Raw genomic sequence first — 25241 nt, forward strand, 5'->3', positions numbered from 1 at the left:
CGATCTCAGCCGCGACGGCCAGATCCGTCGGCGCGAGCCTAGCGGCATCTACGTCGGTCCTGCGAGCGAGCGAAGGACGATCAGTTGGACTAACGAGAACGCGGATTTCAACTTATGTCGGCATGGGATTACATCATTATCGGGGGCGGCTCGGCTGGCTGCGTACTCGCCAACCGACTGAGCGAGGATGCGCGCGTAAACGTCCTGCTGCTCGAAGCGGGCCCACCCGACAGGTCAATGTGGATCGATATCCCCGCTGGCTACACCAAACTCCTGAACCACAAAAAGTTCAATTGGAACTTTGAGATGGAGGTCGGGCAGGGGATGGGCGACCGTCGCATCCCCTGTCCGCGTGGTCGGACCCTTGGTGGCTGTAGCTCGATCAACGGCATGCTCTATGTGCGCGGCCAGCCACTCGATTACGACACATGGAGTCAGCTCGGCAATCAAGGCTGGTCCTACCAGGATGTGTTGCCTTACTTCAAGAAATCCGAACACTATGAAGGGCGGGGCGATTTGTCACGTGGCAGCGGCGGCCCCCTCGTCGTCCGAGACATCGACGAACACCACGTGCTTGGTGATGCTCTAATCGAGGCAGCCGAAGCGAGCGGCTTTCCGCGCAACGAGGATTACAACAATGGGCGGCAGGAAGGCTTCGGCTACTTCCAAGTAACGATCAAGAACGCTCGACGCTGGTCGGCCGCTCGTGCTTTTCTGGATCCGGCGCGCAGCCGGCCAAACCTGCGTATCGAAACAGACGCGCTTGTGAGCCGCATTCTGCTCCAAGGCCGGCGCGCAGTCGGCGTCGCCTACAGCCTGCACCGCGAGACGCGCGAAGCACGCTGCAGACGGGAGGTGATCCTCTCATGCGGCGCCGTTCAGTCGCCGGGGGTGCTGGAGCTTTCGGGAATAGGGCAGCCCGAGATCGTCAAAAGATTCGGCATTGAGGTCCAGCATGAACTGAAGGGCGTAGGAGAGAATTACGGCAATCACTTCGCGCCGCTTATGAGCTGGCGAGTGAACCGGCCCATCACACTCAACGAGCAGACACGCGGAGTGAAGCTCTTGGGCGAGATCGCACAATATTATTTGAATGGCAGCGGCGTGCTGACCTGGTCGGCCGGCCAGGTGTTCGGCTTCGTGCGGACGCGCCCCGAACTTGAAACGCCAGACGTGCAATTCCTGATGGCGCCCGCAAGCTATGACCCTGCGCGAACGCGCCGCCTCGAAAAGCAGCCCGGCATGACCGTGATAGTCTCCCAATGCCGGCCCGAGTCGCGCGGCTCAATCCACATCAAGTCGCCGAAGCCTGGCTCTGAGCCCGCTATCCGCTCGAATTTCCTCTCAGCCGACGCCGATCGCCACTGCACAGTGGCCGGCTTGCAGATCGTGCGCAAGATCATGCAGCATGCGGCCATCGCTAAATACATTGCCTTCGAAAGTCTTCCGGGCGCTGCGGTGCAAAGTTACGACGAATGGCTCGACTACTCGCGTCGCGCCGGCCTTGCGCTGTATCACCCAGTTGGAACTTGCAAAATGGGCAAGGATTCGATAGCGGTGGTTGACGATCGCCTTCGCGTGCACGGCCTTGCCGGACTACGCGTAATCGATGCATCGATCATGCCGACACTGCCCTCTGGAAACATCTACGCGCCGACCATCATGGTGGCCGAGAAAGGCGCCGACATGATCAAAGAGGATGCGAGCAGAGTGTAAAGGCTGGTGCTCGCGCTGTCGATTGCTGTGGCAACGCCCCCGTAAGGATTAGATCATTCACTCGTGACACTTCCTCTTGTCGAAATCGCTGCCATACTAATGGAGGGCAAATGAACCAATCAGCTATGCGAGCTTTGGGCGAGCTACGTCCGGCGCACTGCAAGACCAAATACGAGGTAGGAAGCCGCCCGCGTCAATTCCGCACTGGTATTGATCGCGCCGAAATCGGTATTGGTGCTGGAGCCGGCAATGCAACAAATTTGAGGAATTGTCATTGGCGTGACGTATCAGCGACACGGGCTCTCAGCTACTTCTTTCGCGACTTGCATTGATCGCCTACTCGTCCAACAGTGAAGGGAAGGTTACTTTCGCTTTTCAATGCGTAAAGGGGGACGCCCGCATTTTGTGCCGCCTACCAAGTTTGATCGATCCCGACTGATGAATCCTGAAGCAAGTAAATGGAGATATATTCGTGACTAGAAAAGCTGCGGGCCCGCGACTTGGGGTCGTCCTTCTACCATACGAGGGTGCCAACGACACCGCGGACTTGCCTGACCCATTCAACGTCACCCCGCCGCCCGACCAGCCGCCCTGCTATTTTACTCACCCTGACTTCTGGCCCGTCCCAACCGCGTTTGCCATTGCGCCTGGCGCCTTTGGTCAGGCGATTCTTGATGGAACGCCAACCGCTCTCGCTGGCATCGCGAAGGCCGTTGACCGCCTGTCCCAACATTGCGACCTGATCGTCGGGGGCTGCGGATACATGTACGCAGCACGATCGCTCGTCCGCTCGGACACGCCTACATTGCTAAGCGGCCTGCAGCTCCTACCCAATGCACTCGACTCGACGCGCCTGCCGATCGGAGTCCTCACCTACAACCGTGCAAGCACCGAAAAAATGCTCGGCAGCCGTCCGGATCTATCTCGACTGCGCATAGTCGGCGTCGACCACCTACCAAACTGGTCGATGTTCGCACGTCCAGACCTTGTAACCAACTGGCAAGTGAATCCTGAACAGCTTCGGGCGGAAATACTCGAATTGTGCCTACAGGAACGTCACGACGGCGCATTCGCGGAGATCGGTTCGCTCGTCTTGGAATGCACCGCTATGCCGCAGTTCCGGATGGACCTTACCCGCACGCTCCGGCTGCCGATCTGGGACATCGCCGCCGTCGCCCGAAGTTTGCTCGGCGCATAGACCTGTGGATATTATTGCGGGCGTTCAGTTCATGACGAGTTGACAGCTTGCCCGTCAGGCTGCGCTCTACGAGCTCGTCTAGCTGAACGCTCGCTGCCAAGATCGGCCGGGCCTCTTGTGCCGATCTTGAGCCGTATCTCAATGCGCGGTCTAAGAATGTCAGCCGTGCTATCATTCATGCCGCAGCTGTTGCCGAAGCAACGTGCTAAAGAGCCCGGCAACTTCACCGCGTGCGTGCGGCGACGGGCGTGGAAGATCGCTCCAGTTCTTTGCTGCATCTGGGGCCGGCTCAGACACCGGCTCAAACAGCTGTAATTCCCACCTTTTCCGCCCAGGGGCCGGCACAGCGTGACCTTGCCCCCAAGTTTTATCCAGTCCTGAGTTCGCCCCGGCTGTTGGATTTACCCGAATGGGCGGTGGTAGCGACGGGAGCTGGTGCGGAGCCATCGTCATAGCGCAGCGCCAGATCCCGTCGCGGGTTGCAGGTGAAGGCAAACTCCGATGGTGTTTTCCATCCGAGTTGCGAGTGAGGTCGCGTATCGTTGTAGTCGGCCCGCCAATGTCCGAGTTCGACGCGGGCCTGGGCCAGCGACGTGAACAGCGTCTCGTTCAACAATTCGTCTCGGAGACGGCCATTGAAGCTTTCGATGAAGGCATTCTGCGTCGGCTTGCCGGGGGGCGATGTAATGCCAGGCGACGCGGCTCTGATCGGCCCATGTCAGGATGGCGTTGCTGGTCAATTCGGTGCCGTTGTCGCTGACCACCATTTTGGGCTTGCCGCGCTCGATGATCAGCCGGTCCAGCTCCCGCGCCACCCGGGAGCCCGACAGCGAGGTGTCGGCCACCAACGCCAGGCATTCGCGCGTGCACTCGTCGACCACGGTCAGGATGCGGAAGCGGCGGCCATCGGTGAGCTGGTCCGAGACGAAGTCGAGCGACCAGCGGTCATTCGGCGCTATCGGCACCACCATCGGCGCCCTGGTCCCGAGCGCCCGCTTGCGGCCACCACGGCGACGGACCGCGAGCCTCTCTTCCCGGTAGAGCCGGAACAGTTTCTTGTGGTTGACCAGATAGCCCTCCCGCCTGAGCAGAACATGCAGGCGCCGATAGCCGAAGCGACGGCGCACCTCGGCAATCGCTCTCATGCGTTGGCGTAGGGCCGCGTCATCCGCCCGGGTCGTCCGATATCTGATGGTCATGCGGCAACAGCCGATGGCTTTACACGCCCGCCGTTCGCTCATCTCGTGGGCCTCCATGAGATGGGCGACAGCTTTCCGCTTCCCCGCGGGCGTCACCACTTCTTTCCCAGGAGGTCCTTTAACGCAGCATTGTCCAGCATGGCGTCGGCCAAAAGCCGCTTCAGCCGCGTGTTCTCATCCTCCAGCGTCCTCAGCCGCTTGGCCTCCGAGACCTCCATCCCGCCAAACTTGGCTTTCCATTTGTAGATGCTGGCATCGCTGACGCCGTGCTTCCGGCACAGATCGGCAACCGACACGCCAGCTTCGTGCTCCTTCAAAATCCCGATGATCTGCTCTTCCGTAAAGCGGCTGCGCTTCATGCTCTGGTCCTCATATGGGCCAGAGCGAACTTCAATCTGGATTAAGTCCAGGGGGCAAGGTCAGGCAGCCGCGGCCCCTTAGGGATTGACCGCAGTCTGGTTACCTAGTTCAAGCCGATACTCCGGCGGCTAGCCTTTTCGCCAGCGCTCAATTGGCGAGCGCGATCGTTCCACACGCTCTTGCACGGGGAACTCATCGTGGGCTCTGTCCCTGAACATTGTGGCACAGGAATCAGATTTCAATCCCTGAGCCGTACGGTTTCTCTACGTAGTAAAACTGCAGATCACGGCAGAGTTGGGAGCGGAGGACTCAGCCCCTCCGATTGGCATCCCAGCGACCCAATACAATATTCGAGAGATTCTCGTAAGCTGCCGCTCCGATCGTGCGCTCGCGCGAATGCCGTCCGCAAGGCCTGAACAACCGGTAGGCGGTCATCCAAAAAACCTTCGTCTGCAGAGCCGCCTGGGCGTCGTGGGATCATTGACCGCAGGAAAAGCGGTGTGTTCGAAAGAAGGGCCGTTCAATAGGGATAAACCGTTCTAATCCTCCCACTTTCGGTTCAGTAACCGGCAGTGTGGCAAACGAGACGCCCCCAGCGGGTGAAGCCGAGACGATTCAGCCTGACAAAACGTGACCATATAGACGTGTCCGGAAAGCCTTAATCAATTCCAGTTTGGTATACATGCCACCTAAATTGGTATTGGCCTCGCGAAAGATGGTTTGCACAAGATGCATCAATCAGAATTGATGAACTTTGAATGGAGGAGGCCTTATGCGAGGGGCATCAAAGCTCTCGTGGTTTGTTGCGCTGGTGACACTAGCCGGCTATTCGGTTCCGATTGCTGCGCACGCTGAGGACACGCTCGCCTCCATCCGCAAGGCCGGCAAAGTCACCGTCGCGCTGGCATCACTGCCACCGTACGTGATCGTATCGCCGAGCGGCGAGGCATCGGGTTCTTTGGCGGATCTGGAGAACATGGTGCTCAAAAACATGGGCTTGCCGGCGCTTACGCCGGTGCTCACGGATTGGGCCGCCATGATCCCCGGACTGCAAGTCAAGCAGTTCGACTACATTGGCGCTGGCTGGAACATCACGGACGCATACTGCAAGGTGGTGCTCTTTTCAGCGCCGACCTACGCAAACCCGGCGGGACTGTTTGTGTCCGCAGGCAATCCAAAACATCTTACGAGCGTCGCGGATATCGCGCGGCACACCGATGCCAAGCTGGCAGCAGTGGGAAAGGGAACTCCCTACGAACAGTTCGCCCTGAAACGGGGGATCAAGCCCGAGCAGATCATCTACGTTCCTGACACTCAGGCGGGCATCGCGACGGTCACTGGAGGTCGGGCCGACGCATTCATAGTCGGTCAATTCGCTATCCCCAATCCAGAACAGAAGGGCCTCGATCTCGTCCACGACAAAGACGCGCCTCTGGTCGCAGGGGGGATGGTCTTCCGTAAGGAAGACGTTGCCTTCCGGGACGCGTACAACAAGGAGCTTAACTTGCTGGTGAGAGACGGTACGCTTCAGAAGCTCTATGACAAGTACAAGGTGCCAAACGGAGAGGTTATCGTGCAACTCATTACCAAGTATACCAAAGCCAGCGACTTCAACCCAAGCTGCGAGTAGGAGCGACCGCAGTGAAGGCTGTTGTGGAGTACTGGCCCGCTCTCGCGCAGGGCTTGTGGGTCACCGTGTGGGTCGCGTTGTGCATCATTCCAGGTGCCGCATTAGGCGCGCTTATACTTGGTGCGCTAAGGCTCTCCGAGACGCTGGCCATACGAGTGGGCGCGATGCTCGTGATCGAACTCGTTCGTGCCCCTTCGGCTCTGGTTCTACTGTTCTGGGTCTTCTATGTATTGCCGCTGCTGCCTGGAATGCCGCGCCTCAGTCCCCTGACAGCGGCAATCCTCGTGCTGGTGCTCGATGGAGCGGCCTACGGTGCGGAGATCGTCCGTTCTGGCATCGAGGCCGTTCAACGTGGACAAACTGACGCGTGTCATGCACTCGGACTGAGTAAATTTCAGAGCTTCACGAAGGTTGTTTTGCCACAGGCGCTCTCTCAGATTGTGCCCGCTTTCGGGAGTCTCGCGAGAAGCATGGTGAAGTGGACCGCAATAGTAAGCTTCATTGGCGTACAGGACGTGCTCTATGTTGCGAACTACATTCGCGGCCAAACATTCGAGACGGTTGCCGTTTTTTGCCTGCTCGCGATCGTTTACTGGATCTTGACCATTCTTTGCGGGGCAGCCTTTCGCGCGCTCGAACAGCTGCTCCCGTTGAATCGCGCTTTGCGAGCTGCCCGCCTATCGGTTCAAGCCGCGGCGAATCCGACTGTGAGAGTTGCCCAATGACATGGGATTGGAGCTTTGTCCTGAAGATCCTGCCGACCCTTATGCTGGGCGTCTGGTACACAATCCTAATAACGCTTGCCGGGTCGACGATCGCGCTAATCGGAGGTCTGCTGCTTGCAATCCTGGAGAGCCTGAGTACCACGGTCGGGCGGGCATTCGTGCGATTCTTGCTCGAGCTCTTCCGCGGTGTGCCGACTCTGGTGCTGCTGTATTTTACCTTTTATGTCCTACCCGAGGCCGGAATTACTATTCCGGCAATACCTATCGGCATCGTCGTGCTCGGCATTGTCTATGCCGCATACTCCTCCGAGGTTTATCGAGGGAGCCTGATCACAATCCCCGGCGAGCTGCGTGACGCGTGTGTCGCGCTCAATCTGAGCTCCTTTGTTACATGGCAACGCGTACTCGTTCCATTGATGGTCAGGCGGTCGATCCCGTCCCTACTCAACTACGTGCTCGGCATGTTCAGGGAGACTGCGGTGCTGTTTGCGATCGGAATCCCCGTCTTGATGGGTGAAGCTAACGACGTGGCCCTTGAACACTTCCGCTATCTCGAGCCCTTCACCCTAGCAGGCGTCATCTATATTGGCATGAACTTGCCGTTCCTCCACCTCGTCAAGAAATTCAAGGACAAGCATGCTTAGCACTGCGGACTCTCACCGATCAGGACTCTTCGCCCCCGCGGCTGCAGAAGCCCCAAGCGCGACGGAACGATATGGATCGACCAAATCGCAACAAGCTAGGTGGGCTATCGAATTCGAGAAGGTCTCGAAGTCTTTCGGCGCTCACCAAGTATTAGTCGATCTCGATCTGCAAGTGCGCCCTGGTGAGAAGGTCACGTTGATTGGTCCAAGCGGTTCAGGAAAGACGACCGTGCTTCGCCTGGCAATGACTCTTGCGAAGCCTACCTCGGGCGATATCCGCCTCTTCGGCGAAAGCATTGTGCTTGACGCGGCAGGCAAACCGCTTTCAGGCTCACAGGAGGCCCGACTCCGCCGCAGGTGCGGCATGGTATTCCAGCAATTCAATCTGTTCCCGCATCTGACGGTGCTACAGAACCTGATCCTTGCGCCCACAACCGTGCTGAAGCAGTCCAAAGAGCAGGCTGAAAAGAGCGCGCTCGAATACCTCCGCATGGTCGGCTTGGAAAGCAAAGTCGATGCCTACCCCGCCCAGCTTTCGGGAGGTCAGCAGCAGCGCATCGCGATCGCTCGCGCCCTGATCTTAAAACCTGAGATACTCTTGCTTGACGAGATCACCTCCGCATTGGACCCTGAGCTCGCGGGAGAAGTTCTCGATGTCGTGCGACGTATCGCGCATGAAAGCAACGTGACGCTTCTGATCGTCACTCACGAGATGCGCTTCGCACGCGAGATCTCCGACCGTATCGCCGTCTTCGATGCCGGCCGCATCATCGAGCAGGGTCCCCCCGACAAGATCTTCACAAATCCCGACTCCGAGCGCACGCGAGCTTTTCTACAATCCGTGCTCAATCACTAGATTCAAGCAAGCCGATGCCACAAGTTTCCAAGGCCCCCTGTCCCGCATTTAAAACAGTGACTAGCGCGTCTGGTGTTCGTCCCCGTGCAATAAAGCGATCGAGGTCTACTTTTTGGACTGCTTGGGCGTTCAGATCGTCACGAACCGTTTGCGGAGTAGACAGATGACGGAAGGCCAACAATTTGCGCACAGACCTGAGGACTTGCTCTCGGAAATGCGAGATCGGATATTTGTGCTCACCATCAACAGGCAGGAGAGCTACAACTCGTGGACCCAGCCACTGCGCGATGAGCTGACGCGTCAACTGCTCTTCGCGGACGCAAATCCAGATATCGACGCTGTTATCCTCACGGGCGCGGGAGAAAAAGCGTTCTGCTCCGGCCAAGACCTCGCCGAAATGGAAGAACTGCCCGACGGCGGCGAAATGAAGGCGCGGCTTGAGCGCCTAATGATGTGCTATGATGCCGTGCGTCAGTTCAGCAAACCACTCGTTGCCGCACTCAATGGCGTAGCGGCTGGATCTGGCTTCCAGGTTACACAATTCTGCGACTACGTGGTTGCCCATCCGAAGGTAAGAGTGGGCCAAACGGAGGTCAAATCCGGGCTGCCAAGCGTCTTCGGCACTTGGTTGATGTGGGAGCGAATCGGCAGCCGGGCGATAGAGCTCTCATTGCAGGGACGCCTGATGGTTGCCGAAGAAGCAAAGCAGCTTGGCTTTATCCATGAGATCGTAAAGCCGGCGAAGGTGCTCGAGGCTGCGTTGGATGCCGCTCGGCGACTCGCGAACCAGCCGCGCTTGGCGTACAAGCTCTCCAAGGCGGCTAGCCGCCAGTTTGATCAGGAACGCTACTGTAATGCCATGCAGATGGCCATTGCAGCATACCGCGTGGCGTTTAACACCGGCGACCCTCAAAAAGAGATTAGTCAGTTCTTCGATAGCAGGAGCGGAGGAAAGGCAGGTGCAGATGCCAGCTGATCCTCCAAAACTGACGGCAGCTGCGCCTATCTATCTGGACGCGTCCAGCGTCCGGGCTTGCCTGGGTGATCAAGAACTCTATGAGCTCGTGGGCCAGACGCTTCGCGATTCAAACAGTGAGCGCGTAGTCAACGGCCCCAAATCTGGTTTTGGCGTAGACATCGGTACCAACCATCTCCACATGGGGAGCGTCTCCGGGTGTGTCCTCTCAAGTTCTGTAGCGGGCATCAAGTGGTTCACGGTCTCCGACAGCAATCCCTCAAGGAGCTTGCCCCGAGTCCCGGCCACGATCCTGGTATGTAACGCGGAAACCGGTTTGCTCGAAGGGGTCCTGGACGGCACGCAGCTGACGTCTGATCGAACCGCCGCCATGGCGGTTGCGGCAGCGGCGGCATGCAGCAGACGTCCTTTGAAGTATGCGGCTGTGATTGGCGCCGGAGCCATCGGGCGTGCATTGGTCAAATACTTGGCTATAACGCAGCCGGTCGATCGTATCGCGGTGGCATCTCTCGACGAGTCGGAGGCGCGGCACGCCTGTGACGCCGCTGCCGCCGCTTTTCGGCGGGACGTAAGTTTTTGCCCAAGTTCGGATATTCGCAGCGCCGTGCGTGATGCTGACGTTATCTTCACGGCTACGGGGGTTCCCGTCGAGACCGACCTTGTCAGGGCAGAATGGCTTAAAGATGATGCGATCGTTTGCTCACTGGGTTCGCGTCGCGAGGTCGACCTCGCACTTGTCTCTCAGGCATGGATCGTCGTCGATGACATTGAGGGCGTGAAGATGCGCCGCAGCGATTTTCGTGAAGGCGGCGTGGGGTGGAATCGAATCGCTGGAGTTGTCGGCAGTGTGATGTCGGGGCACCTTCATCCTCCCCGAGATGCGAGAAGGATTCTTCTTAATCTCGCCGGACTAGGCATCCTTGACGTCGCGCTGGCTGGTCGTGCGATCAGCAATGCAAGGCGCAAGGGCCTAGGCGTTCCGCTCGAGCCGGGGTGGGGATGAGGTCAGACAACATCGACGCCCTTGTCGTGGGCGCCGGTGTGGTCGGCGTGACCGCGGTATTGACGCTCCAACAGCGCGGATTGAAAGTCGTGCTGTTGGACCACCAGCCGGTCGCACAGGGCTGTAGCCTTGGCAATGCAGGCGTAATCGCCACAGGTGCATTTCCACTCGGCGCTCAGTATCGATTGACCGACATTCCGGCGATCTTCTTGAACCGGAGTTCACCCGCCGCCCTCGATTGGGCCTCATTCCCGCGCCTCTTGCCGTGGGCTATCCAATTCGCCAAGGCGACTAGCCCGAGTATCGTCCGACGTAACACGGCTCTGCTCCATGAACTATGTCAAAGCGCGCTTCAGTCATACGAGCTACTCCTCGGCGCCGAGATGCCGCCCATCAACCGATGTGGGTATCTCGCCGTCAGCCTTGCTCCTTCCGAGCTTGACGGAGCAACCCGATTCAACGCGATCCGTAAGTCGCTCGGCTCGGCTGCCCAAATAATTTCAGGCACAGATCTGGTGGAGATCGAGCCTGCAATGGCCGGGCTGGCGAGCGGCGCGACCTTCTTCGAAGGCGCAGCTCATATCACAGATCCCGCGGCATTTGTGGTCACTCTCGCTGACGTGTTCGCGCAGCGCGGCGGCCGTTTACGGTGCGATCGGGTCGAGCGGCTGGAAACAAGAGGCGATGGACAGATTGTTCTCAGAGGCACTCGAGAGAATTACTTGTCTCCGCTCGTCGTGCTCGCAACCGGAGCGCACGCAAACCGACTTCTGGCGGACTGCGGTCATCAGATTCCGCTTGCTTCCGAAAGAGGGTACCATCTCGAGCTGGACGTCGATCCTGGCTTCATCAGTCGGCCGACTGCGCTGCCACGTTTCGGCGTTGTCCTGACGCCAAGTCCACTTGGAGCGCGAATCGCCGGCATCAGTCACTTTGGCTGGCCCGGTTTCCAAGCGCAGCCCAGACTACTCTTATCGGCGCTGAAACGCGTGCGCAGGCTGCTCCCCATTCTCGGGCCCCGACGTGGGTTTGAGGTATGGAGTGGGGAACGCCCCACCACACCTGACTCCTTACCAATCGTCGAGCAGGTCCCCGGGCATCGCTCTATTTTCGTCTCCTGTGGTCACGGGCATTTGGGCCTGACATTAGCTGCGGTCACAGCAGAGGTCGTTGCCAACATGGTCATGGGCATCTCGTCCAACTATTCGAGCGAGCTCTGTTCACAGCGCTTTGGGGTTCGGAAGAGAGCTGGCAACGACTACACAAGACATCAATGACGAGGGTAGATGGGCGAGTTGCGTTCGAGGAGATGCCAAAGAACCTTGCTGTCGTATGTAGCTCGCTGTGCCCTCACTGACCCGGTCCGGAAGCAAATGAAAGAAAGTCGGTCAGCCGATATGAGCAATCCTCGCAAGCCCAAGGCCTCCAGCGCTGACGGCATCAGCGTACCGCTCCGACACATCACCTTCCGGCACATCTGGCTCGCAAGCGTACTATCGAATCTCGGAATGTTCATTCAAGGCGTCGGCGCGGCTTGGACAATGACGCAGATGACATCGTCGGCCGATAAGGTCGCCCTGGTGCAGACCGCGCTCATGCTGCCGATCATGCTGATGTCGATGCCGGCCGGCGCAATTGCTGACATGTACGACCGCCGTGTCGTCGCACTCGTCGCGCTTTCGATCGCGCTCACCGGCGCTACCGCGCTCACGACGCTCGCCTGGTTCGGCCTGATTGCGCCGAACCTCTTGCTGCTGCTCTGTTTCCTCGTCGGATGCGGCATGGCATTGATGGGGCCCGCCTGGCAATCATCGGTGAGCGAGCAGGTGCCGTCCGAAACACTTCCTGCGGCGGTCGCACTGAACGGGATCAGCTACAATATAGCCCGCAGCGTAGGCCCCACCATCGGCGGCGTCATTGTTGCAACCGTCGGCGCGGTGGCCGCTTTCGCTGTAAATGTGGTGCTATTTCTTCCGCTGGTTCTCGCCCTGTTCCTTTGGAAACGTATCGCCACGCCCTCGCGCCTACCTCCCGAAAAGCTCGGACGCGCGATGGTCTCGGGCGTGCGCTACATCGCGAACTCGCCATCCATAAAGGTCGTGCTGACGCGCTCCATGGTGATCGGCAGCGTCGGCGGTGCGATCACTGCGCTCATGCCGCTGGTCGCCCGTGATCTCCTGCAAGGCGGGGCTCAGACCTATGGGATCATGCTTGGGGCCTTTGGTTTGGGCGCAGTGATCGGCGCGATCAGTACCAACGAGATACGCAAGCGCATGAGTGGCGAGGCTGCAATACGCGCCTGCGCACTTTCGATGGGCGGGGCCACGGCCGCGGTCGCGCTGAGCCATGAACCGGTCCTGACCGCGGCCGCACTGGTCCTGGCGGGCGCCTGCTGGATCATGGCGGGGACGTTGCTCAACATTGCGGTGCAACTATCGGCCCCGCGATGGGTTGCGGGGCGCTCGCTCGCCGCATACCAGGCTGCAGGATCGGGCGGAATTGCCGTTGGCAGCTGGGGCTGGGGCCATTTGACCGATGCGGCCGGCGTCGAAACGGCGCTCCTTGTTTCGGCCGGCTTGATGGCAGCCTCGCCGCTTATCGGCCTATGGTTGCGTATGCCGCGCATCAATGCCCACGGCCAGGACGCCGAGATGCTGGCCGATCCTGAGGTGCGGCTGGCGTTGACCGGGCGCAGCGGCCCCTTGGTCGTTGAGATCGAGTATCGCGTGGCGCAGGTGAACGCGCGGGCGTTCCACAATGTTATGCAGGAAGTGCAGCTGTCTCGCAAACGCAACGGCGGCTACGGCTGGTCGATCGCGCGCGATATCGCCGACCCTGAATTGTGGACTGAGCGTTATCACTGCCCGACTTGGCTCGAATACCTGCGCCACCGCAATCGGTCGACCCAGTCGGAGCGCGCGATGGAACAGCAGGCTATCGGCTTCCACATCGGTCCCAACCCAGTGCGAGTCCGCCGTATGCTCGAGCGGCCTTTCGGCTCGGTGCGATGGAAAGACGAGTCGCCCGACCGCGCGGCGAATGAGGTTCTCGCGGTGACAAGCACGCCCGGAGGCACTACGTAAGCGCCTCGCCAAGTCGCTCTTCATCTCACCTGGCGACGGCAGACCGGCACAGGAGTTCGTGTCTAATCCGTCGAGCTGCGCCTGCCCTTGGAGCGTTCGGCCGTCCACCGATAATATGGAATCGTTTACCGATAGGGACCTCCTTGATGGTAAATCTTTGTAGCTTTATAGTCACAAAATGGACATCAGGCACTTCCGTTATTTCGTGGCAGTTGCAGAAGCCCTCAGCTTTGCGAGGGCCGCGCGTCACCTGAACATGAGCCAACCGCCTCTCTCAAAGCGGATTGCCGATTTGGAAGTAGAGCTGGGTCTGAGACTCTTTGACCGTACCAGCAAAAAGGTCAATTTGACTCAGGCAGGCGAGACCTTCCTGCCCAAGGCCCGCGATGCTGTACGAGCATTTGATGCCGCAGTACGTGTTGCGCGATCAATGTCGCCGAGCCAATCACGCCGGCTTCGAATTGCGCTGCCTCCTGAAACGTCGCGAAGTGTGCTGTCGGAGGTCGTAAGTCGCCTGCAGCAGGAGCAGATGCAAGTAAATATTATTGAGGCCTCTACAGCGGAGCAACAAACCTTGTTGACGGCCGGAGAGATCGATATAGGTGTTTTTCGGCATCCTTTTGCGAAGCGCGGGCTTCGGATCTCAGCTCCGCTCGGGCAGCCGCTTGGCGTGGTGATGGCTGCTGACCATCCACTTACGAAACTCGAAAAACTGCATCTTTCTGACCTGAGTCCCTATCCGCTCGTGCAGTTTCAGCGTCATTTTTCTCCAGGTCTCTACGATGAACTGCTCGCTCTTTGCCGGGCCGGAGGTTACGTTCCCCCGCGCATTCTGCATAGCGCCAGGATGACAAAGACGTTTCTAAGGACAGAGTCTGGAGTAGCACTTGCCGTAGAGCGGCTTGCTAGGCGGCGCGGTGAAGCTGGATCGAGAGAGTTTGTCTGGCGACCTCTGGAAGGCTCGCCAGTCCATTGGTGGACGTCAGTTGTTTGCAGATCAGATGAGTATGTTGGATTAACGCGCGTGGCTGTTGATTCACTATTTACTTCCTTGCAGCAGCACGAAAACTGGGTTCCGATGGCTCGTCCGGCCATCGCGCGACGTAGCGAGAGCGAGCTCATAAGATACAAACCGCGCCAAGCAGCGCGTGGCGGACGTAAACGCGCAGTGCGCCGCGCCTGAGACGAATCGCTTTGTCATAGAAGAAGCCGATCGCTCGCTCCTGGCGACCCCGTGAGCTTCTCGCATCATCATCATTTTGATCGCCGAACCAAGAGAAACGGCCCTTAACCCTACAATGCAGCCGCCGATCATTGCTGATCTTTTGCACGACCGAGACTGGGGGACCGGCCTCAGCGGTCGTTTTAATCAATCAAAGCCACGCTTCTCGCGGGATAGCCGAGCTGCTCGGACGTCGTCACGCCCGCTCGAGGCGTAGCCGGGCCTGTCCATGTAGACGAAGCTCTTTTCGTTCACTGTCTCGGCATAATGGTGGGCCGCCGAGAGCGTCTTGCTGTCGTCCTTGGCGGCGGCGCCAAGCGACTTCTAGGACGGTGGTAAGCTCCCCGCCTTGTTTGCCGGCGAGGGGGATGTAACCACTCGATGCGGATTCCGACGTAGTCGCCCGGGTGTACCGATATGAAGTCGCCCGGGGATTCCGAGACGATATCGCCCACCTTTCCGATTTGATCTCGCCCGGGGACGAGGCGTTCTGGCTGCCTAGGTTCTCTGGCATTAGGCCAGCCGCGCGGTCAACTGGAATCGCGGCTTGAACCTGTTGTGTTTCTGTTGCGGTTGCTGTGGGCATGTGGGCAACGCCTTGGCGTTGTCCAAGCGCAGCGGCATGTCCACAGCGTCACGGTCTCAGGCCTTTCGGGCGGACTGCCGGGTTCGGCGCAGGCTCTCGCCGGTGAGGTCGAGCCGATGGGCGTTGTGGACGAGGCGATCGAGTACGGCGTCGGCATAGGTGGGATCTCCAATGAGCACATGCCACTGGTCCACGGGGAGCTGGCTGGTGACGATGGTGGAACGGTGACCGTAGCGATCTTCGAGGATTTCCAGGAGGTCGTGACGGGCACCGGCATCGAGCGGCTCGAGCCCCCAATCATCGAGGATCAGCAGATCGACACGGCCGAGGCTGCGCAATAGGCGTGGATGGCGGCCGTCGCCGCGCGCGAGAGCGACGTCATCGAACAGCCGCGGAACACGTTGGTAGAGCACGGAGCGATTGTCGCGGCAGGCCTTGTGGCCGAGCGCCGAGGCGAGCCAGCTCTTGCCGACGCCGGCCGGGCCACAGATCAGCAGGTTGGCATGGTCGTCGATCCAGCGACCCTCGACAAGCTTGGCGAACAGCGGGCGGTCGAGGCCGCGCGGGGTGCGGTAGTCAATGTCCTCGACGCACGCCTGCTGACGCAGCTTCGCGTAGCGCAGGCGGGTGGCGAGCCGCTTGTCGTGCCGCAGCGAGGCTTCACGTTCGAGCAGCAGCGCAAGCCATTCGGCGTGCCCGAGGCTGCCAGCCTCGCCGGTGGCTTCGATATCGGCGAAGGCCTTGGCCATCCCGTGGAGGCCGAGGGCGTTGAGGCGGTCGAGGGTCGGATGGGTGAGCAAGGGATGGTCTCCTAATTGTAGTAGCGCGGTCCGCGGATGTTGGCATGCAGGATCGGCGCATCGTCCGCGGAGCGCTGATGAGCGGGACGCCGATCGAGGTTGTTGGCGAGGATCGACTTGACCGAGCCATAGGTGCGCGCACCGATGTCGATCGCCCGCGCAGCCGCGGCGTCCAGCCGTTCGCGCCCATAGGAGGCGGCAAGCCTGAGGATGCCGAGGCAGGCGCGGAAGCCTTGCTCGGGGTGCGAGCGTCGAGAATGAGGTCGCACAACGCGCTGGTCGCCGGCCCGATCGCGGCAGCGTCCTGGCGGATGCGCGCGATGGTCCAGCCGGCGTAGCGCCGATGGCTGGAGGCCATGTGCTCCGGCACGGTGGTGTGTTTGTGATTGCCACTCATGCGCTGATGCGCGGCGATCCGCTCGCCCTTGTGGAAGATCTCTACGGTGCGGGCGGTGAACCGCACCTCCACCTCGGTACGCGCGAAGCGATGTGGCACGCTGTAGTAATGCTTCTCCACCTCGACGTGGTAATCAAGGCTGACGCGGCGGATCCGCCACTCGGCGAGCACGTATGGGCTTGTCGGCAATGGCTTGAGCGCCGGCCGGTCGATCTCCTCGAGCAGCTGGCGGCGCGTCACGCCGAGCCGCCGGATCGGCCGCTCCTCATTGAGCCTGATGAGCAACTCGCCAATCGCCGCGTTGACCTCGGCGAGGCTGTAGAAGATGCGATGGCGTAGGCGGCCGAGCAGCCAGCGCTCGACGATGAGGACAGCCTGCTCGACCTTGGCACCTTCGAGCGGACCGAAAGTGCCATGCAGACCGTCCGCTTCTTCCGAGAGCAAGGTCTTTTGTTCCCACGTCGATTGCGCGCAGGTCCAAACAAGGGAGACCTCCTGTGGGCGCCGCCGAATCATGCGCGCATCCTGCAGGTGCTCCACAATCCAGGCACCAACAGCGCCGGCACGCCGTCGATCGCCGCCAAGGTGCCGACGTGGGCGCTGATCCAGTCGGCAAGCCCCTGCGTCCACGTCGCCTGCGCATAGGTGAAGTTCGAGGCGCCGAGCACGGCGACGAAGACCTGCGCCGTCCTCCGCTCGCCGGTGAGGCGGTCGACCACCACCGGCACGCCGTCGCCCGCGTAGTCGACGAACAATTTGTCGCCGGCCGCGTGCGCCTGGCGCATCGTCACCGACAGGCGACCCTCCCAGGCGCGGTAGAGCTCGCAGAAGCGCGAGTACCGGTATCCGCTGGGCTCGGCGGCAATGTACTCCTCCCACAGGATCGACAGCGTCACGTGCTTGCGCTTGAGCTCGCGGTGCACCGCCGCCCAGTCGGGCTCGACGATGCGGCGGTGACCCTGCCGGTTGCTGTTGCCGGTCTTGGCGAACAGGCGGGCCTCCAGGGCCGCGTCCGTGAGTTCGTCGGGCAACGGCCAGCTCAGGCCTGCGGCCTCGAACCGCCGGATGGTCAACCGCACTGTCGAGGGCGCCGCGCCCATCCGCCGCGCAATCTCGCGGCTCGGCAGCCCAGCCGCCTTCATCCTGATCACATAGCGCACACGGCGCATCGCAAGCCTCTCCGTCGGCATCCAGGGTCCCCTTCGCAAAGCCGAAAGGGTTGACCCTATGGGAGCCAGAAGAGGTCTCGTCACCCGGGCGACATCATCCCGGAATGGTGGGCGACATCATCTCGGAACGAGTGGGCGACTTCAAATCGGAATGGTGGGCGAGATCATCTCGGAATGCTGGGCGACATCGAGCGGAATCCGCAACTCGATGATGCCGACGAGATTCTCCCCGATCGCGCGTTGCAGTCCGACCGCGGACAGGTTGCCGTGCCGCATGCTCGACATGGATGTCGATCGTCGCGCCAAGCGCCGCATTGGAGGTGAATCCGGAATAGCCGCCTGAACCGCCCCGTTGCAGAGGCAGCATCAGCTCCGAGGCAGCGGCCGCCTTCTTCGTCCGCCGGTCTCCTGGATAGTCAGCGTGCGGAATACGTCGCTTTCGCTGATGACATAGGCATCGTCATGCGGCTGATCTGGAAGTCCTCGCAGCCGAGGCCGACTACCAGAACCGCCGCGATATCGGGTTGCAGGCATAGCCCCGGGTGTTGCGCTTCAGCGCCTCGCAGCTCTCGCCGTCTCGTGGATGCCGCTGCCTTTGCCGCCGGTCAGCGCGATCTACGCCGTTGACATTGGGATAATCGGCTAGACGGCCCGAGGGTTTCACCTCCTCGGCCGTGAAGCGCGCCGCCGAGACCGAGCAGTTCGTCGAGGCCAGGATGCTGATGTAGTGGCGTGTGCCGGCACAGCCCGTCCTTGCGGCGAAACTCTGGAAGGGCCTGTTGCTTGACCGGCAGCACGAATTCCGGCTCCGTCTCGGCGCAGAATGCGTAGTCGCTTTGAAGGCGTGGAAGTCGATCAGGTCCATAGCCCTGCCCTCCGAAGCCGTGTCAGGATAACCTTCTGTATGAAGCCTCCGCTTTGGCGGAGGGGATGGCCTTGAGCCGATCCTTCGCACATTCACGCAAGCTCTACCACGCTGGTTACACGGGTAAGGTCGCTCCCCGCATACCGAACCGCTTAGCCAAGAGAAGACAGATGCAAACGAGCAGGATCTGGATGACGGAGACTGCCGCGATCGTCGGATCAATCTCGCTGACGATGTTGTCGAACATTTTCTTCGGCAGCGTCATGTTCACTCCACCTATGAACATCGCGACGACAAGCTCGTCGAATGACGAGATGAATGACAGGAGCATGGCCGAGAGGATAGCGGGCCGGATAATTGGCAGGATGACGCGGCGGATCGCTGTAAGCCGGCTGGCGCCGAGCCCGATCGCGGCCTGCTCGAGCCGGGGGTCGACCGTCTTGAGTGCCGCACTGACAAGTATCGTCACGTATGGAATCGCCAAGACTGTATGGGCTAGGACGATCCCCCACCACTCCCCGATCAGTTTCATTCCAGAGAAGAGGCTGTAGATCGCAACGGAATAGATGATCGTCGGTACCAACGGAGGGGTATTGGCAATTTGCCCCAAGATTGCTCGTCCGCGGAAACTCCCACGTACCAGGCTGTGGGCGAGCATTGTTCCCAGGATGGTCGCTAGCACCATGGTCGAAAAAGCGACTTTGATGCTGCGCCACGTTGCATCCATCCAGACATAGTCCGTCAGGTAGGCGCGATACCAGCGAAGCGACCAGCCAGGTGGCGGGAATTGGAGATAGTTGGCGCTGCTGAACGAGATCGGAAAGACGATCAACAGTGGCACCATCAGGAAAACCAACACGCCGCCGCACCAGACGGCAAGAAGTCCGTTAAGGAGGGTGCGCCCGGTGGGATGCGATGCGCTGCGGCCTCTCACTGGTGAACCTCCTCGCCCCGTAGAAGCCGACTTAGCCCAACCGAGACTGCCAGTGCGCAAATGACGAGTACGACCGAAAGGGCCGCAGCAAACTCCCAATCAAGAAATTCGCGGATCTGCCTTTCGATCATGAGGGCCATGGTCGCCACACGACCGCCGCCTAATAGGGCCGGCGTGATGTAGAACCCGATGGAGAGGACGAAGACGAGGACGCAGCCGGCGAGCACGCCCGGAAGCGTCAGGGGGAAATAGACACGACAAAATATCTTCCATCCGGGAGCACCAAGTCCTTCTGCGGCGGAGATTAGCGATATGTCTATGCGCTTCATCACGTCATAGATCGGGAACACCATGTAGGGCAGAAGGACGTGAACCATGCCTATCAAGACACCAGACATGTTGTTCAGAAAGGGCAGGGGCGACTGGATGACTCCCAGCGATACGAGCATGTTGTTGACCACGCCGTTTCGGCCGAGCAGCACCATCCAGGCGTAGGTGCGGACGAGCAGGCTGGTCCAGAAGGGCAGCAGGAGGAAGGCGAAGCCGAGCCAAGCAAGGGCGGGCGGCATAATCGTAAGTGCGTATGCGAGCGGGTAGCCGAGCACGACACAAAGGGCCGTGACATAGATGCCAATTTTCAGCGTGTCGATCAGCACACGTGTGTAAAGAGGGTCCCCGACTGCGCGTACCAGATGGGTTGGCACGTCTTGAAACGCTCCCGCGAGGAAAGTCGCCACCGGCAGCAGGAAGAGCAACGAGACGTAAAAGACCGGCAGAGATGCCCCGCCGATCCCGGCCCAAACCCTTGTGGTCGAGCCTGGTATTAGGTTTCGCCTCCGACGAGTTGAACGTCTTCGCGTCGAAACCCAATGCGCGTTCGGTCGCCCATTGCCGGCACGCTGCTGATATCTCCTGTCTGCCACCGGGCCAGGAGCGAAAGTTCGTCATCCGTGTCGATGCGAAGCCGCACGGAGTCGCCGAGGTAAACCAACTCCGTGACATACCCTTCAAAGGTATTTTCGAAAGTGTCGTTCGCGGAAGCGAGACGGACTCGCTCGGGCCGGATCATGACGGACGTCCAATCTTGGAGCGCGCCACTGTGTGCTATGAGGACCTTCCCGTTGATCAGAGCTGTGTTCGCTTCAGCCGGGGTAGCCTCGAATAGACAAGACTCGCCGATGAAGTCGGCGACGAACCGATTGGAAGGCTTAGCGTAAATTTCGGTCGGTGTGCCGATTTGCTGGATCCGCCCTCGATTCATCACTGCGATCCGGTCTGAAAGGATCAGAGCCTCTTCCTGGTCGTGCGTGACGAACACCGCGGTTAACCCAAGCCGCTGTTGCAGCCGCCTGACTTCGAGCTGAATTTGCTCGCGTAGTTTGCGGTCAAGCGCTCCCAGCGGTTCATCGAGGAGAAGCAGCTTCGGCTGGAACACAAAGGCCCGGGCAAGCGCAACGCGCTGCTGCTGCCCACCCGAGAGTTGTCGCGGCAAGCGATCTGCGAGCTTCTCCAGCGCGACGAGGGACAAAGCTTCCGTAACGCGGTTCAGGACTTCGTTTCGCGGTGCGTTGCGCATCTCCAGGGGAAACGCGACATTCTCGGCGACAGTCATGTGCGGAAACAACGCATAGTTCTGAAAGACCATGCCAATGTCTCGTTTTGCGGGGGGGGGACCGCAGTGATGTCCCGCCCCGCCAGCCGAACTGTGCCAGAATCCGCGTACTGGAAGCCCGCGATAATGTTGAGAAGGGTGGTCTTTCCCGATCCGCTGGGACCGAGCAACGTCACGAGCTCGCCCTCCCGGACGTCAAGGTTGACGTCCGTAAGAACACTAAACGATTCGAATGTTTTCCCGACGCTCTCGATGGAGAGGCCCTTCTCGTCAGCAGGCTGAAGCATCTTAATTTTCCAGCACCCAGCGCGACCACCGCTCCTTAACGGCGTTACCGTTCTCGCTCCACCAGGCGAGATTTGTCCAGAACTGCTTCGACAGGTGCTCTGGGTAAGTCGGCATAAAGGGGGCGACTGCCGGATCAACGAACTTGAAAGCCTCGGGATTGAGCCCGGGATATCCGAGAACATCCGCATAGACGCCTTGCGGCTGGGGCTCAGCGGCTAGGGCCAAGAACTTTTGGCCCCAGTAAGCATTGGGAGTGCCCTTCGGAATGCCGTAAGCGGACTCCTTGATGGCGCCCTGATTCCACTCGATCGCTAGCGGAGCGCCCTGCTTCATGAGGGCCCACGTACGACCGTTCCAAGCCGTCCCCATCACGGCCTCACCGTCGACGAGCGCCTGCCCAGATTGTGCCCCGGTAGTCCACCAGACGGCGACATGCTTCTTAATCGAATCCAGCTTTTTGAATGCCCGGTCGACGTCGAGTGGGTAGAGCTTGTCCGGAGCAACGCCGTCCGCACGGAGTGCGAACTCCAAGTTTTCGACAGGCGTGTTCTGCATGGAACGCATCCCAGGAAACTTCTCGACGTCAAAGAAATCAGCCCAAGATTTCGGATGATTTTCGCCTCGGAATTTGTCGGTGCGGTAGGAAATGACCGTGGAATACACCGACTTGGGGAACACGTCCCGCCGCTTCCGCAAATGGTGCGGATAGGCCGAAAGATCAATGATGCTCAGGTCGAGCGACTCCAGCAGTCCGGCTTTCTCGGCGTCGATCGCTTCCTGCCCGGTAAGCTCAGTGATTGTCCACGAAACGTTTCCTGAAATGACCATCGCGCGAAGCTGACCAAGATCGGGCGGGCTAGTTGTGAGGACGCGGATGCCGTAGCGCTTTTCGAACTCCTGATAGAAAATCTTCCGCATGTTGGCCTGCATCTCGCCGCCCGAATCGTTGATCACGATCTGAGCTGGCTTGGATGGTTCAGCGGCTGCCGCGCGGACCGAAACCAAAGGGAGCAGGCCAACGACCATCACAAGAGGGCCGAAGAGCCAGCTTCTCGCATTCGTACCTGAAGATATCATCGTTCCTCCCACAGGTTTTCGCTTCTGATTTTTCGCCTCGGTGTGCTCTTCGACTGCGCGACCAAAGAGATGAGAAGGGGGGCGCGCTCGAACACCCGGCGGGAGACCATAGGCCAAAACACAAACCAGTCAATCTTCTACTCGTTAACTGATTTGTATCGCCGCATGAGGTCGAGCTTGAGGCGGCCCCCGAAAAATGGGTCCTCGGTCCGGCGTCCGCACACTGTCGGAAGCTAATGAGCCTCGGAATGGGGTTGTCGCACCCGCTAATTCCAGCCGAGAGGAGCCCATCCGTCAGGGGGCATTATAAAACAAATTGGTTGAAAAAATATATGTTGACACGAATGTTTTATTACCCTCTCATGGCTTCACCATCATCATAGCTGGCCGCCGATTAAGGGGCGGGCTAGTGCGTGACGGCTGTTGTTTGGCGGCCGAATGACCTTTGCTGCCTCGGAGAAACCATGACGACGAATTCCACGCCGAGCGTAGACGTGGTGGAAGAGCGCATTCGCTCCATTGAGTTGGAGCCCTTGCCCAGGAATGTTCCTGAAATTCTTGAAGAGGTCGCGTTGGACGCGCCTGATCGAGTGGCCCTGAACTTTTTCGAGGATAAGGTATCCTTCACCTATGCGGAGCTGCGCGCGCGTGTCGACGCCGTGGCGCGCGGCTTGCTGAGGGTCGGCGTGAAACGCGACACAAAGATCGGCGTGATGCTGCCGAACGGGCCGGAATTCCCGATCACATGGCTGGCGATCGCTCGCATTGGCGCCACCATGATTCCCACGAACATCGATTACACCAGTCGAGAGTTGGATTTCGTATGGTCGAACGCCGACGTTGAGTGGGCATGCGCCCATTATTCGTGTCTGCCGTCAGTTTTCGGCATGTCGCAGTCCATGCAGTCTCGTTTGGGGCAGCGCATTATCGTCGTGGGAAATGATGGTCCGCTTGAGCGCGGCATGTCGTTCGAGAACCTGCTTGACCCAGCAGAAGATGATGTTGCGCTGCCCTCACTCTCAGAAATTGCGCCCGACGATGTGCTGAACATCCAGTACACATCAGGCACAACCGGCATGCCGAAAGGCTGCATGTTGACGCAGCGCTATTGGGTGACCTCTGGAAAGGTAAACGCACGGCGTGATGGCGTGGAATACAGGAATATCCTGGCTTCCGTTCCGTTCTTTTATATGGATCCGCAGTGGTTGATGCTCATGGCCTTTTTCCAACGTGCGACTTTGCACGTTGCAAGAAGGCAAAGCTCTAGCCGCTTTCTGAAATGGCTCAGGGATTACAAGATCAACTTCGCGCTGTTTCCCGAGATCGTCTACAAGGTGCCTGAAACCCCGCAAGATGCCGACAATGAAATCATCCGCGTGAATGTCTACGGTCTCAGCAAGGATACGCATGCTGACATAGAGCGTCGGTTCGGGTTCAAGGCGCGTGAAGCTTTCGGCATGACTGAGATCGGCTCGGGCATGTTCATGCCCCTGGAGGCCACGCATATGGTCGGCAGTGGTTCTTGCGGGCGACCGAGCCCTTTTCGCGAGGCTCGCATCGTCGATGGTCAGGGCAACGAGCTGGGTGACGGTAAGGAGGGGGAACTTCAGATCCGCGGACCAGGGATCTTGCTTGGCTATTACAACAACCCCGAGGCAACGAGAGCTGCCTTCATGGATGGTTGGTTCCGGACCGGGGATCTCGCTCGTCGGGACACTGAGGGTTACTACTACTTGGTCGGCCGGTTGAAAGATATGATCCGCCGCGCTGGAGAGAATATCGCGGCCAACGAGGTTGAGTCGGTTCTGCGCGCGATGCCGCAAGTTCTAGAGGCTGCGGCCGTGCCGGAGCCGGATCCAATTCGTGATGAGGAAGTCAAAGTCTTCATCGCGCTGAAAGAAGGGTACTCGCCCGAGAGCGTTCCGCCTGAAGCGATCCTCGAGTATGCCCGCGGCTTGCTCGCGCGCTTCAAGCTGCCGCGATACGTCGCATACGTGGGTGAAATACCGAAAACTCCCTCGGGAAAGATCGCGAAGCATCTGCTTCTCAAGACGCAGGAAAGTCAGCCGTCGCCCGTCTACGACTGCACGGACGGTTCCTGGCATCAGCCGAATGCCAGCGGCAGCGAGGCGCCAGGAGTGACCACCTGATGGTCAATCATCCATCAAAATCCGAAGTCTTGCGCCTGTGCGCGCTTCGGGCGGGCTATCTTAAATCCGACGTTCTGAGTGACGTCAGTTTGAGCGTCCATCGTGGCGAGATCATCTGTCTGCTTGGAAGCAATGGGGCCGGCAAGACAACGACAATCCGCGCCATCTCCGGAGAAATTGCGGCACGCGGCGGGGAGATCATTCTGAACGGGAGCCGTATAGACGGCTTGCCCGCGCAACAGATCGTACGAATGGGCTTGGCAACGGTACCAGAGGGGCGCTCAGTTTTCCCGACGCTTACCGTCGCTGAAAATCTCAGGATCGGCGCTTATTCTCGCCGGTCGACCTTCCGGGCGAGTGAGTTCGACGAAGTCTTCACGCTGTTCCCCCGGCTGGCGGAACGCATCGATCAGCAAGGCGGGACTCTATCTGGTGGCGAGCAGCAGATGTTGGCAATCGGTCGCGCACTGATGTCAAAGCCAGCGGTCCTGCTGTTGGATGAGCCTTCAATGGGGCTTGCTCCAATCGTGGTGGAGTTGGTTTTCGGGACCATCGCCAAACTGGCGGCGTCTGGGATCAGCATTCTTCTAGTAGAGCAAAATGCCAATGCCGCGCTCGAAATATCCCAGCGTGGCTACGTCATGGAACGCGGGCGAATTGCACTCAGTGGGACCGCAGATGAGCTTATGCGCAATGAAGCGGTGCGGTCTGCATATCTTGGATGACAAGAATAAGCCAAAAGTAACCAATG

At 59.6% G+C, this 25241-nt stretch carries 21 protein-coding genes and 2 pseudogenes; 13 read left to right on the forward strand and 10 right to left on the reverse strand.

All coding sequences use genetic code 11. The features are described 5' to 3' along the window. Positions 1-114: 114 nt before the first annotated feature. Positions 115-1716 carry a GMC family oxidoreductase gene (locus tag ACNJX8_RS09645; RefSeq protein WP_439360409.1) on the forward strand — a complete coding sequence of 534 codons (1602 nt, stop codon included), beginning with the start codon at positions 115-117 and terminating at the stop codon, positions 1714-1716. A gap of 547 nt (positions 1717-2263) precedes the next feature. Beyond that, positions 2264-2914 carry a hypothetical protein gene (locus ACNJX8_RS09650; protein WP_439360410.1) on the forward strand — a complete coding sequence of 217 codons (651 nt, stop codon included), beginning with the start codon at positions 2264-2266 and terminating at the stop codon, positions 2912-2914. A 367-nt stretch (positions 2915-3281) separates the two neighbouring features. On the opposite strand, the pseudogene ACNJX8_RS09655 reads toward ACNJX8_RS09650, so the two are convergent. Beyond that, positions 3282-4472 (reverse strand): annotated as a pseudogene (locus ACNJX8_RS09655) (IS3 family transposase). Positions 4473-5245: 773 nt separating this feature from the next. Between ACNJX8_RS09655 and ehuB the strand changes: the two are divergent. From ehuB to ACNJX8_RS09700, 9 genes are all read left to right on the forward strand, one after another. Further along, complete coding sequence (gene ehuB, locus ACNJX8_RS09660) at positions 5246-6103, forward strand: ectoine/hydroxyectoine ABC transporter substrate-binding protein EhuB (RefSeq protein WP_439360411.1); 858 nt, start codon at positions 5246-5248, stop codon at positions 6101-6103. 11 nt (positions 6104-6114) lie between these two features. Next, complete coding sequence (locus ACNJX8_RS09665; RefSeq protein ID WP_439360412.1) at positions 6115-6828, forward strand: amino acid ABC transporter permease; 714 nt, start codon at positions 6115-6117, stop codon at positions 6826-6828. Further along, complete coding sequence (locus ACNJX8_RS09670; protein ID WP_439360413.1) at positions 6825-7472, forward strand: amino acid ABC transporter permease; 648 nt, start codon at positions 6825-6827, stop codon at positions 7470-7472. The genes ACNJX8_RS09665 and ACNJX8_RS09670 overlap by 4 nt, the downstream gene beginning before the upstream one ends. Further along, positions 7465-8328: an amino acid ABC transporter ATP-binding protein gene (locus ACNJX8_RS09675; protein ID WP_439360414.1), complete on the forward strand. Its 864-nt coding sequence runs from the start codon at positions 7465-7467 to the stop codon at positions 8326-8328. Before ACNJX8_RS09670 ends, ACNJX8_RS09675 begins: the two co-directional genes overlap by 8 nt. Before the next feature lie 163 nt (positions 8329-8491). After that, complete coding sequence (locus ACNJX8_RS09680) at positions 8492-9304, forward strand: enoyl-CoA hydratase/isomerase family protein (protein ID WP_439360415.1); 813 nt, start codon at positions 8492-8494, stop codon at positions 9302-9304. Beyond that, entirely contained in the window at positions 9294-10307 is a 1014-nt protein-coding gene (locus tag ACNJX8_RS09685; protein WP_439360416.1) for a hypothetical protein, read from the forward strand. Before ACNJX8_RS09680 ends, ACNJX8_RS09685 begins: the two co-directional genes overlap by 11 nt. Further along, positions 10304-11584, forward strand: coding sequence for an NAD(P)/FAD-dependent oxidoreductase (locus ACNJX8_RS09690; protein ID WP_439360417.1), 1281 nt, complete (start codon positions 10304-10306; stop codon positions 11582-11584). The genes ACNJX8_RS09685 and ACNJX8_RS09690 overlap by 4 nt, the downstream gene beginning before the upstream one ends. A 120-nt stretch (positions 11585-11704) precedes the next feature. Next, positions 11705-13390 carry an MFS transporter gene (locus tag ACNJX8_RS09695; protein WP_439360418.1) on the forward strand — a complete coding sequence of 562 codons (1686 nt, stop codon included), beginning with the start codon at positions 11705-11707 and terminating at the stop codon, positions 13388-13390. Between the two features lie 178 nt (positions 13391-13568). Continuing rightward, on the forward strand, positions 13569-14573 hold the full coding sequence (locus tag ACNJX8_RS09700; RefSeq protein ID WP_439360419.1) for a LysR family transcriptional regulator: 1005 nt from the start codon (positions 13569-13571) through the stop codon (positions 14571-14573). A 681-nt stretch (positions 14574-15254) separates the two neighbouring features. Here the strand turns inward: ACNJX8_RS09700 and istB are convergent. The 9 genes and pseudogenes from istB to ACNJX8_RS09745 all read right to left on the reverse strand — a co-directional run bounded on the left by istB (position 15255) and on the right by ACNJX8_RS09745 (position 22340). Then, entirely contained in the window at positions 15255-15998 is a 744-nt protein-coding gene (istB, locus tag ACNJX8_RS09705) for an IS21-like element helper ATPase IstB (RefSeq protein ID WP_439360420.1), read from the reverse strand. A gap of 11 nt (positions 15999-16009) precedes the next feature. Next, positions 16010-17564 (reverse strand): annotated as a pseudogene (locus tag ACNJX8_RS09710) (IS21/IS408/IS1162 family transposase). A 141-nt stretch (positions 17565-17705) separates the two neighbouring features. Continuing rightward, positions 17706-17849, reverse strand: a complete 144-nt coding sequence (locus ACNJX8_RS09715) for a hypothetical protein (RefSeq protein WP_439360421.1) — start codon at positions 17847-17849, stop codon at positions 17706-17708. A gap of 214 nt (positions 17850-18063) precedes the next feature. After that, on the reverse strand, positions 18064-18429 hold the full coding sequence (locus tag ACNJX8_RS09720) for a hypothetical protein (RefSeq protein ID WP_439360422.1): 366 nt from the start codon (positions 18427-18429) through the stop codon (positions 18064-18066). Between the two features lie 115 nt (positions 18430-18544). After that, a complete protein-coding gene (locus ACNJX8_RS09725; RefSeq protein ID WP_439360423.1) occupies positions 18545-19363 on the reverse strand; it encodes an ABC transporter permease in 819 nt (272 codons plus the stop codon). Further along, entirely contained in the window at positions 19360-20019 is a 660-nt protein-coding gene (locus tag ACNJX8_RS09730; protein WP_439360424.1) for an ABC transporter permease, read from the reverse strand. The genes ACNJX8_RS09725 and ACNJX8_RS09730 overlap by 4 nt, the downstream gene beginning before the upstream one ends. Before the next feature lie 167 nt (positions 20020-20186). Beyond that, on the reverse strand, positions 20187-21008 hold the full coding sequence (locus tag ACNJX8_RS09735; protein WP_439360425.1) for an ABC transporter ATP-binding protein: 822 nt from the start codon (positions 21006-21008) through the stop codon (positions 20187-20189). Next, positions 20972-21262 (reverse strand): ATP-binding cassette domain-containing protein, encoded by a 291-nt coding sequence (locus tag ACNJX8_RS09740; RefSeq protein ID WP_439360426.1) that lies wholly within the window; start codon positions 21260-21262, stop codon positions 20972-20974. Before ACNJX8_RS09740 ends, ACNJX8_RS09735 begins: the two co-directional genes overlap by 37 nt. Before the next feature lies 1 nt (position 21263). Next, entirely contained in the window at positions 21264-22340 is a 1077-nt protein-coding gene (locus ACNJX8_RS09745; RefSeq protein ID WP_439360427.1) for an ABC transporter substrate-binding protein, read from the reverse strand. A 464-nt stretch (positions 22341-22804) separates the two neighbouring features. Here ACNJX8_RS09745 and ACNJX8_RS09750 point away from each other — a divergent pair, with 464 nt between their 5' ends. Together ACNJX8_RS09750 and ACNJX8_RS09755 are read left to right on the forward strand one after the other, a co-directional pair. Further along, on the forward strand, positions 22805-24490 hold the full coding sequence (locus tag ACNJX8_RS09750) for a class I adenylate-forming enzyme family protein (RefSeq protein ID WP_439360428.1): 1686 nt from the start codon (positions 22805-22807) through the stop codon (positions 24488-24490). Further along, positions 24490-25215, forward strand: a complete 726-nt coding sequence (locus tag ACNJX8_RS09755) for an ABC transporter ATP-binding protein (RefSeq protein WP_439360429.1) — start codon at positions 24490-24492, stop codon at positions 25213-25215. The genes ACNJX8_RS09750 and ACNJX8_RS09755 overlap by 1 nt, the downstream gene beginning before the upstream one ends. The last annotated feature ends 26 nt before the right edge of the window (positions 25216-25241 follow it).

Source organism: Bradyrhizobium sp. SPXBL-04, from assembly GCF_051853035.1.
GTDB classification, from domain to species: Bacteria; Pseudomonadota; Alphaproteobacteria; order Rhizobiales; family Xanthobacteraceae; genus Bradyrhizobium; species Bradyrhizobium zhanjiangense.